This window comes from Streptomyces sp. NPDC003016, assembly GCF_053591455.1.
On record NZ_JBSFTV010000079.1, the window covers coordinates 1 to 11,203 of the forward strand.

Annotated in this window: 4 protein-coding genes; 2 read left to right on the top strand and 2 right to left on the bottom strand. The window is 64.3% G+C overall.

Annotated elements, in window-relative coordinates:
* Positions 1 to 350: 350 nt before the first annotated feature.
* Positions 351 to 839 (bottom strand): MmpS family transport accessory protein, encoded by a 489-nt coding sequence (locus tag ACWDZ4_RS34550; RefSeq protein WP_451512347.1) that lies wholly within the window; start codon positions 837 to 839, stop codon positions 351 to 353.
* 270 nt (positions 840 to 1,109) lie between these two features.
* Between ACWDZ4_RS34550 and ACWDZ4_RS34555 the strand changes: the two genes are divergently transcribed.
* Positions 1,110 to 9,350, top strand: a complete 8,241-nt coding sequence (locus ACWDZ4_RS34555) for a DNRLRE domain-containing protein (RefSeq protein ID WP_451512348.1) — start codon at positions 1,110 to 1,112, stop codon at positions 9,348 to 9,350.
* Positions 9,332 to 9,880, top strand: coding sequence for a hypothetical protein (locus ACWDZ4_RS34560; protein ID WP_451512349.1), 549 nt, complete (start codon positions 9,332 to 9,334; stop codon positions 9,878 to 9,880). Before ACWDZ4_RS34555 ends, ACWDZ4_RS34560 begins: the two co-directional genes overlap by 19 nt.
* Before the next feature lie 123 nt (positions 9,881 to 10,003).
* Here the strand turns inward: ACWDZ4_RS34560 and ACWDZ4_RS34565 are convergent.
* Positions 10,004 to 11,203, bottom strand: a 1,200-nt coding sequence (locus ACWDZ4_RS34565; RefSeq protein ID WP_451512350.1) for an IS30 family transposase, incomplete at its 5' end; no start/stop codon positions are given.

The following is an 11,203-nucleotide window of genomic DNA, read 5'->3' on the forward strand; positions in this document are numbered from 1 at the left end:
GCTATGGCGACGGTGACCGCCCCTGTACCGCCGAGTACCACCGCGCCGATGGTCAGCCATGCTCGGCGTTTCATGCTCAGCGGTCTGTAGGCGTGCGACTTGCGCGGGCTCAAATCCCTTACTCCTCATGAGAGTTCACTTGCGGCTCACCTCTCGCGAAGATTGCCTGCTCTACCCAGCGAAAACCGCCTGACAAACGTCACACAGGACAGGGGGTGTTGTGACGCAGTTCACTGCGGTGTTGTGGCGAGCCGAGGCGCCATGGCTGGCGGCATCTCAGGCCCCACCTCGGCGCAACTACGGGGCCAGCACCTCGCCCCCACGTGAGCCAGTGGACGAGGCAGTGCACATCAGCCTATGGTCCCGTCGCCCTTGGGCAGCTCGCCGGTACAGGTGGCGCGGCCGAACTTACCCGTGGCCGTGGCGCGTTGGACGTGCTTGCCGCGGATGGCGAGGGTGCAGCTGGCCTGGCCTCCCTTCTGGTCGAGGGTGATGTAGACGGTGGGTGCTTTGCCGATCGGGACCTGTACCGACTTGCTCCACGGCAGCTTGACCCCGGAGACGACGGTGGCTTCTCCGGCCTCGTTGCGGGCGAGGTAGGAGATGTCGGCGGTGCCCTTGCCGGTGACCTCGTAGGTCACGTCGGCGGTGGGGACGGCGCGGGGCTTCGGCGCGTCGGGGGTGTCAAGGATGCCGTAACCGACGAGTCCGCCGCAGGCGAGGAGCAGGGCCAGCGCAATGGCGATGGCGCGCCAGTCCGCGCTCTTCGGCTTGCCCGTCGACCCCTCTACGCTCCCGGCAATTTCAGTTATTTCCGTAGAATTCTTCGGTGACGCCATGGGAAGTCCATCTTTCAATCAGCATGCAAACTTAGATCCGGCCGGTTATACACCAGGGCCTGCGGTACGCGCGAGTATGCGGACCAATCGGACGTATGTGATGTATCTCGAGGCTGCCTGTCCGAAGCGCGGACGGGTTGACGTGAGGTGATCAATGCGGATAGACATCGCCATGCCCCTGGCCAGGGGTGACGAAAGTTCACCCCGCAAGTCGATCCTGAATTTTAAGGTTCGGCGTAATTGGTGTGCCTTGATTCCGCGTACGCGTGAATGAGGGTCTGCCCCAGGAAGGGCATTGTGAATGTAAGGTTGGGGAGACTCATCTCCTGCCTTGTGGTGTCGGCGGTCGCAGGAACTGCGCTACCGCAAGTGGCTTATGCCGCTCCGGCGTCCGGGGACGATGACGGCAAGGGTGTCGTCGACACCGTAAAGGGCTGGTTTTCTGGCGACGGCGATTCCGAAAGGGAATTGGCCAAACCGCCCGTAGGCGGGAAGTTCGAGATACCGAGCCGGGAGAAGCTGCCGAAGGGCAAGAAGCTTCCGAAGGCCAAGCGTGTCAAGGAGCTGACGGGCCAGCGCACTGCGCAGGCCCGTTTCTGGGAGATGTCGGACGGGCGGGTGGAGGCCGAGCTGTCGGCCGTCCCGGTCTCGTACAAGGCCGGCAAGTCCTGGAAGTCGATCGACACCTCCGTCCGTACGACGGACACCAAGGGCTTCGACTTCGCCAACACCGCCAACTCCGGGCGAAGCTGGTTCGGTTCGGATCCGAAGAAGCTGATGCGCTTCGAGGCACCGGACGGTCGCTCGGTCAGCCTGGGCCTGGAGGGCGGCAAGAAGGATCTCGCCCCCACCTCCAAGGGCGACACCGTCTCTTACAAGGACGCGGTGGCCGGTGCTGACCTCGAATACAAGGTGGGCCGGGGGCAGGTCAAGGAGAACATCGTCCTTGATGCGGCTCCTGCCGAGCCGGTCTCTTTCACTTTCACCCTGGGTACTGAGGGTCTGACGCCGAAGGCGCGCAAGGACGGCTCGATCGCCCTGTTCGGCGAGGCGCCGAACACTCCTGTCCTGGTGATTCCGGCGCCGTATATGACGGACGCCAAGAAGGACAAGCTGTCGCCGACCGGTGGTACGTATTCCACCAAGGTCACCCAGAAGCTGACCCGCTCGGGTGATGGCAAGAGCTGGAAGCTCAAGGTCACGCCGGACGCCAAATGGCTTGCCGCCAAGGAGCGGCAGTACCCGGTGGTGATCGACCCGACGATCACCATCGCGCCGTCGCCGTCGGCGTCGCAGGACGTGATGGTCATGTCCGATCAGCCGGCAGTGAACTTCAACTCCACCTGGAAGCTGTCGGCGGGCAAGACCGACACGGGCATCTCCCGGTCGCTGATCAAGTTCCCGCTGGACGAGATCCCGTCGGGTGTGAAGGTCGACGCCGCCCAGCTGGGCCTGTACTTCGACCAGGCCCATACCACCAACGCCAACAACGTGGACATTGAGGTCCGCAGGGCCACGGGTGCCTGGGACGAGGCAGGTGCCACCTGGGAGAAGACCAGCGCGCTGGCCGGCGAGCAGTCCGCGAGTACGGTCTTGCTCGACGACGGCAGCGCGGGCACGGCCGCGGTCGGCGAGTGGCCCAAGGGCACCACGACCGGCGGCGCCGCCGTCAACGACGACTACGCGTACAACAAGAACACCGCGACCGGTGAGTCCTACACCTGGCAGCCGCGGATCGCGGACACGGCCGACTACAAGGTCGAGGTCCGTACGCAGGCGCTGGCCGACGCGACGACGGTCGCCCCGTACACGGTCACCTCCGGTGAGGGCACCTCGACGTACACCGTCAACCAGACCGGTACGGCCGGGTGGAAGCAGCTGGGCACCAGCCAGCTCGACTTCGCCAGGGGCAACGCCGGCAAGGTCGTGCTCGGCGACACCGGCGACTCGACCAAGAAGACCGTCGCGGACGCGGTGCGCCTGGTCAACCCCGGCCAGGTCCGCAAGGACATCGGCGAGTACAACAAGTGGCACAACTTCCGGGTTGCCGACACGGTCCAGAAGTGGGTTTCCGGAACCGCGGTCAACCACGGTTTCGTCATCAAGGCTGTGGACGAGTCCTCCACGGCGCCGACCGGTGGTCCGCGCTACGAGGCCGGTGACGGTGAGTACGGCGGCGAGACGTCGACCATTCCGCGGCTGACCGTCAGCTACGGCAAGGTCGGCACCTCGCTGAACTCGCCGACCGTGGTGCACTCAACGGGCCCGGAGTTGTCCTGGCCGAAGTACACCAACAACACCGGCAGCACGAGCAACGACATCGCCGAGTACCAGCTGCACCGCTCCACGCAGCAGGTCTTCACGCCGTCCGCCGCCACGCTGATCGCCCCGATCGCGTCCACGGCGACGACGTACACGGACACCACGGCGGTGCCGACCCCGGACTCCAGCTCGGCGGAGATCGGCAAGTCGTACTTCTACCAGCTCGCGGTCAAGACCAAGACCGGTGAGGTACTCGGGTCCCCGACCCGGGTGGTGGGCATCCCCAAGGCCGGCCGGACGATGAAGATCATTCAGGCCCCGCCGGCCGGCGGCCAGTACGACACCACCCTGTCCTCTGCGCAGCCGACCACCAACCAGGACAAGATCAAGTCCTGGGACGTCGGTCAGACCTGGCTGAGCGTCGGCAACAACTCCTCGACGTACGGAAAGACCCGCGCCGTCGTCAAGTTCCCCACCAGCGACATCCCCACCACCGCAACGGTGCTGGAGAACAAGATGTACATGTGGGGAGCGGAGACCACCAGCACCAGCAACGGCGCAATCTACGAACTCCACTCCCTGACGAGGGACTTCACCGAGACCGCCGCCACCTGGAACAACGCCCACGCCACCACCCCGTGGACCACGGCCGGCGGCGACTTCTCCGCCACGGTCGCCGACACCGTCCCCCAGATCACCGACGAGGTCGGCCGCCACTGGTGGGACGCCACGGGACTGATGCAGTCCTGGGTCAAGACCCCGGCCAACAACAAGGGCGTACTGGTCAAGCTCAAGGACGAGTCGACCACCGGCCCACAGGAACGCACCCTGTTCCTGTCCTCGGAGGCCTCCGACCCGCAGCTGCGCCCGTACATGCAGGTCATCTACGTTGACTCGACGACCGAGGACACGTACTACGCGCCGCAGACCCCGGCGCGGATGACCCCGAACTCCACCTACACGGTGGACATGACGGTCACCAATACGACCAGCGCGGCCTGGGCCGCCGGTGAGCGGCAGATGTCGTACACCTGGAAGCTGCCCGACGGCACGGACGTCACCAACGGCGGCAACCAGCTCTCGACGGCGATTCCGGCTCTTCTGCCGGGCAAGTCCGCGACGATCAAGGCGCAGGTCAAGACCCCGATCAACTCCGACTCGGGCAACAAGCGCAACGACTACGTGCTGGGCTGGGACGTACGCAAGATTGCCGACGGCAGCTGGTTGTCGGCCGGCGGCACTATCGCCCCACTGAACCAGAACGTCACGGTGGAGGACCCCACCTCCAACCAGATCGGCCTGGAGAAGTTCTACGCCTACACGGGCAAGAACACCGGCGCCGGCGCTTCGTTGATGAACAACCTGGCCGCGGGCAACAGTGTCTGGTCCTACAACACGTTCAGCAACCCGGGCCGCGGGCTGAGCACCTTCGCCCGGTTCTCGTACAACTCGCTGGACACCTCGGACACAGTGCTCGGCGCGGGCTGGTCGGGCCAGGCGGCAGGTCCCATCCGCATGGGTGCGCATCTGGAGCTGCATCCGAAACCGAGCCCGACCGAGGTCAGGCTGCCGGACGGGGACGGCACGACGCACGTCTTCCGCAAGCAGGCGGACGGCAGCTGGAAGGCCCCGGCGGGGGTGCACTACAAGCTCGCCCCGAAGACGAACCTGGACTGCACACCGGCGAAGGACCCGATCCCGGACGCCTGGACGATGACCCGTCCGGACGGCACCCGGTTCCTGTTCGGCTGCGACGGATACATGACGTCCTCGATCGACCAGAACGGCAACACCCAGACGTTCACCTACGAGGAGCACAAGGCCAACGGCAAGGCGGCCAAGTTCCTCGCGTACATCACCGACCCGTCCGGCCGCCAGACCCTGACGGTCGACTACTACAACAAGGGTGACGCGACCTACGAGTACATCGACGCCACCGGCGCCAAGGTCTCCGGCACCAAGCTGAACAACCACAAGATCTACGACCACGTGAAGTCCATGACGGACATCTCCGGCCGCAAGATCTCCTTCTACTACACCGAAGAGGGCCTGCTCGGTCAGTTCATCGACGGTGAGGGCTCGACCAACGGAGCACCGAAGGTCTTCAAGTTCACCTACGACGCCGTTCAGGGCAAGAAGAACGTCAAGCTGGTCAAGATCACCGACCCCCGGGGCAACGCCACCGATCTGGCGTACTACTTCCCCAAGGAGGGTGACGACCCCAAGTACCACTGGTGGACACAGACGATCACCGACCGGCTGAAGGGCACCACCAGGTTCGCGTACAAGCCGAACACTGCAAACCCCAAGTTCACCAACACCACGGTCACGGACGCCGAGACGAACGCCGCCACCTACATCGTGGACGATTTCGGGCGGCAGGTGCAGGTCACCAACGCCAAGTCCGAGACAACCAAGATGAACTGGGACGCCGACAACAACGTCACGTACCTGGAGGAGACGAACGGAGCCAAGACGGCCTTCTGCTACGACCAGAAGACCGGTTATCCGCTGCGGCAGTGGGACGCGGAGACGACCAAGTCCTGGACGTCCGAGCAGCTGATCGCCACCTACTACTGCGACCCGGCGAACGACGGCAGTCTGCCGAACTCCGCGAAGTACGCGTATCAGACGCGTCTGGACGGGTACTCCGCAGACCTCTTCACGAAGACCTCACCGGCGGGCCGCACTCACCAGTTCGGCTATGACGCCTTCGGCAATGTGAAGACGGTCACCGACCCCAAGGGCGTGGCGTCGTCGACCGTTGACGACTACACCACGAAGTACGAGTACGACGGTTTCGGACAGCTGGCCAAGGCTGTCGATGCCAACGGCAACGCCACCGTCAACTCGGACTACGACGTGATGGGTTACCCGAAAACCATCACCGACCCCGAGTTGCACGCGACAAAGTACGTGTACGACGAGCGCGGCCAGGTCACCCAGGTCACCGACGCGCTGAACAAGTCGACGACGCAGACCTACGACACCTTCGGACGCCCGCTAGTCAGCAAGGTTCCGAAGAACCAGGCAACAGGGGTCTACATCACCACACCGGCCCCGGTGTACGACGTCAACGACAACATCACCAAGGCTACGGCTCCGAATGGAGCGATCTCCGAGGCGGTCTACAACAGCAACGACCTGATCACGGAGGCCAGCGCCCCGGCCAACAACGTCACCACCGGCCGGAAGAGCACCTACACCTACGACAAGGTCGGCAACCTCAAGACAACCACGGAGCCGAAGGGCTCGGCGACCGCCGCCGACCTGACGGACTACGTCACCACCAACAACTATGACGCGACCTATCAGATCACCTCGGTGCTGAACTCGACGGACGACAAGGTCTCCTACGAGTACGACAACGTCGGCAACCTGGTCACAGTCAGAGACCCCAAGAAGAACGCCACTTCCGACACGACGGACTACACGTCCAAGACCGTCTACGACCTGAACCACCGGGTCGTCAAGACCACGGACGCCGCCGGCAAGTACACCACCATCGGCTACGACCTGGACTCGAAGCCCACGGAGACCACGGACCCGGAGCGCAACAAGACCGAGACCGTCTACGACGAACGCGGCGCGGTAGTTGAGCAGCGGGTTCCCTACCTGGGGACCACGGTCCGTACGACCAAGTTCGAATACGACCAGGCCGGTAACCGCACCAAGGTCGTCTCTCCCCGCGGCGTGAACACCGCCAGCACGGAAGACTTCGCCACCCGTACCGAGTTCGACAAGCTCAACCGGCCGGTCAAGGCGTACATGCCGTATGACCCGGCGGACACCCGCTACAACAGCCCGAATGTCTACACGCAGACCGTGTACGACGAAGTGGGACGGGTCAAGAAGGTGTCGGCACCGCCGTCGGAAGGTCAGACGGTCCGCAACGACACCGACTACACCTACTGGGACAACGGCTGGTCCAAGACCAGCGTCGATTCATGGGACATCCGCACCGCGTACGACTACGACGCGATGGGGCAGCAGGCCTCGCGGACGCTGACCTCAGCCGGTGGTACGGCGTCGCGGACGATGGGCTGGACGTACTACCCGGACGGGTCGCTGAAGAGCCGCACGGACGCACCGTCCGCGGGCACGGAGCGCAAGTCGTTCGCCTACGCCTACGACGCCAACGGCAACACGACGTCGATCGATGACACTTCTTCAGGCACCAAGGTCGACGCGTACACCATGACCTACGACGGCCTCAACCAGGTCCAGAAGGTCACCGAGGCACTCGCCGGCCAGGAGAAGAAGGCCACCTCCTACGCGTACGACGCGAACGGCCAGCCGGAGACTGTCACTCACCCTGACCAGTATTCGCAGTACACCTACGACTTGCGGGACCTCGTCAAGACAGTCAAGGTCGGCAAGAGTGCTGCGGACGCCGCCCCGAAGGTCACCGAGTACACCTACAACGATCGCGGCGAGCGGCTGAAGGAGACCAAGGCAAACAAGAACACGGTCGACTACGGCTACTACCTGAACGGGAACCTCAAGAGCACGGTCGAGAAGAAGGCCGACGCCACCACACTGGTCGCCTCGCACACGTACACCTATGACGCCAACGGCAATAAGTCGCAGGACGTTTCGAAGAAAATGAACGCCGACAACCACTCGGCGTACCTCGATTCGACTACGGATTACGCTTACGATCCGGCCAACCGGCTCGCGAAGTTGACCAAAACTGGTAGCGGCGCCGGCACGGAGACGTACGTTCACGACGACAACGCCAATGTCATCAGCCAGAACATGAAGGGTACGTCGACCACCTTCACCTACGACCGCAACCGACTGCTGAACGCGACGACCGGCGGCGTCCTCCAGACGTACAACTACGACGCCTACGGCCGCATGGACAACGTGACCTCCGGCGGCAAGGTCCTGGCGGACAACACGTACGACGGATTCGACCATGTCGTCGAGCACACCAAGGTGCAGCCCGACGGCACGTCGAAGAGCACCAAGTACGTCTACGACCCGTTGGACCGCACCACGGCCAAGACGGAGGGCACCAAGACCACCGACTTCAACTACCTCGGCATGTCCGAGGAGATACTCGATGAGCGCGTCGCCGGTGAGATCACCAAGTCGTACCAGTACAGCCCGTGGGGCGAGCGCCTGTCGCAGATCAAGCGCAACAGCGACGGCACCGAAGACCTGGGCGTGTACGGCTACAACGGCCACACCGACACCGAGACCCTCACCGACAAGAACGGCAACACCGCTTCGACGTACGGGTACACGGCCTACGGCAGCAACGACACCTCCGAGTTCACCGGCATCGACAAGCCCGACGCCGCTCAGCCCGAAAAGGAGATGCACAATTCCTACCGCTTCAACGCGAAGCGCTGGGACGCTGCCAGCGGAACCTACGACATGGGCTTCCGCGACTACAGCCCGGGCCTGAACCGCTTCACCTCGCGGGACATGTACAACGGCGCTCTCGCAGATATGCGGCTCGGGTCCGACCCCTTCACCGGTAACCGCTACGCCTTCACCGGCGGCAACCCGGTGAGCAACGTCGAGGTCGACGGTCACTTCTTCCCGCTCATCCTGGTCGCGATCCCCGTCATCGAGGTCATCGCCGTAGCGGTGGTGGCCACGGTCACGACCGCAGCAGTGGTCACGGCGGCCCAGGAGGCCGGCCAAGCCATCGACGAGGCCGCTGCAGAGGCCGGCCAAGATGACGAGCCGACGCCCGCCCCTGCCCCTAGGGGCAGACCAGGCGGCGACACGGGCAGCGATGACGAGGAGGAGCGCTGTGACTCCGAGCCGAAGTCGTCCCGGTTCCAGTACGACGAGCTGGACGGCGAGGGCCGTGCCCAAGGTGCAACGGCGCTGATCTGCCCGAGCGACCTCAAGGCGTCGGGCACGCCGCGCGACGACGGCGGGGCGGTGAACGTGTACGGATTCCCGGACCCGGCCCAGAACAAGGACCTCAAGAACAAGGTCATCTTCAACCGCGTGCACATCGTGGGCGACAAGATGAGCGGTGACTGGACCGAGCGCAATCTGTTCACCGGATTCTCTCGTATGAACACCAGCGGAATGCGGCGCTGCGAGATCAAGATGGAAAAGCAGCTCGCAGCAGGGAATTGGGTGCAATACACCGGAAAGGTCAACCACAGCCAGGCCGAGGGAATGCCGGACAGTATTACCATGTCCGCCCGCACCGAGAATGGAGTATTGTTCGACAACGTGACGGTCAAGAACATCACGGAATGGCAGACGACATGCTGAGAATCGAGGAGCTGGAGGCAGCTCTCCCGTCGATGATGCGGTGGCGTGCGGCTTCGCGTCGTAGCGTGGACTGGGCCGCCCTCGAGGGCGACCTGGGTACTGGGCTGCCCTCGGATTACCGCTCCCTGACGGAGGCGTACCCAACGCTGGTCATCGATGATTTCCTCATGGTGTCCCTTCCCCAGCCCGGCGCCGAGGCGTCATGGGTGTCTGGGGTCCGGGACTCGTCCGAGATCCTTCAGGATCTGTACGAGATGGAGGACACCCAGGGCTATGTTCCCTACCCGGAGCCGGATGGCCTGCTCTGCTGGGCCGAGTCCTATTCGGGGGACCGCCTCTACTGGAGGATGAGTTCTCCCGACCCTGAAGCCTGGCCGGTGGTCGTCCGCGGAGCCAATGGCGACTGGTCGGAGTTCCCGGTCGGCGCCGTGGAATTCCTGGTCGGTGTGTATCGGCGCAACATTCATGTGCCGGGTATGCCGAAGAGCTTCCCGAGTGATGACCCCCAGGTGCTAGGGCTTAACGGCTGAGCCGTCCCCCTAGCCCACGACCGCCCCCTGGCATATCCAGGGGGCGGTCGTAGTTCGGGGGTGCGGCTGATTTGACCGCATCGCCTGCAAGGGCGTTGTCAGGTTGAGCGAGTGCTGGCGGATTCAACCAGTCGTTGCAACGCTGGGCTGCGCTGATTGTAGATGTTCGTCGAGGGCTTCCGCGGGTGTCTTCCAACCGAGGGTTTTGCGGGGACGGGAGTTGAGGGCCGCGGCGATGGCGGTCAGCTCGTCGGTGCTCCATCGGGACAAGTCGGTGCCCTTGGGAAAATACTGACGTAGCAGCCCGTTGGTGTTCTCGTTCGTGGCGCGCTGCCAGGGAGAGTGCGGGTCCGCGAAGTAGACCGGTAGTCCAGTTTCGACCGTGAGCTGGGCGTGAGTGGAGAGCTCCTTCCCGCGATCCCAGGTCAGTGATCGGCGAAGCTGGTCGGGCAAGGTGGCCATCGTGGTGGCCAGGGCGTCCTTCATGGCCACGGCGCCGTAGCCGGCCAACGCAGGCCCGTTCTTGGTGCGCGGGATCGTGCCGTAGCCCTCGGCCCGTGGCAGGTGAACCAGCATCGTGTAACGGGTAGTGCGCTCCACGAGCGTGCCGACCGCCGACCGGTTCAGCCCGATGATCAGGTCTCCTTCCCAGTGGCCCGGGACGGCACGGCCGGTAGCTTCCGCGGGCCGCTGGCTGATCACCACCTGCGGGGTGACGTGACCGCCCGGCTTGTTACGGCTCCTCGCCCGTGGAACACGCAGCGCGCGGCCGGTGCGCAGGCAGGCCACGAGCTCACGCTTGAGGCCGCCGCGGCTCTGGACGTAAAGGGCCTGGTAGATAGCTTCGTGGCTGATCCGCATGGACTCGTCCTCAGGAAAATCGATCTTCAGTCGGGCTGAGATCTGCTCCGGGCTCCAGGCATTCGCCCACCGGCGATCATTGCGATGCGGCTTGTTGCGCCCTTTCCACTCCGGAACCTGCGGACCGGGAAGCGCCGTACCGTCGGCGGCTCGGATCACGCCCAGCAAGTGGTCCTGGACATACTCCCGCAGTCGCTCGTTCGCGGCCAGTTTGGCCTCCTTGGGGCGCCCTGCCACCAGGTCGGCCTTCCACTGCGCGACCGAGGCCCGGTACTCAAGTCTGCCGCCGCGTGTGGCCGCGTTGCGCCGCAGTTCCCGGGAGATCGTCGATGGTGACCGGCCCAGATGTCCGGCGATCTCCCGCACCCCGGCACCCTGCACGCGCAACAGAGCGATCTCCTCCCGTTCGACGAACGAGAGGTAGCGGCCCGAGACGGTCAAGTTGATCTGCGGCATCCCGCC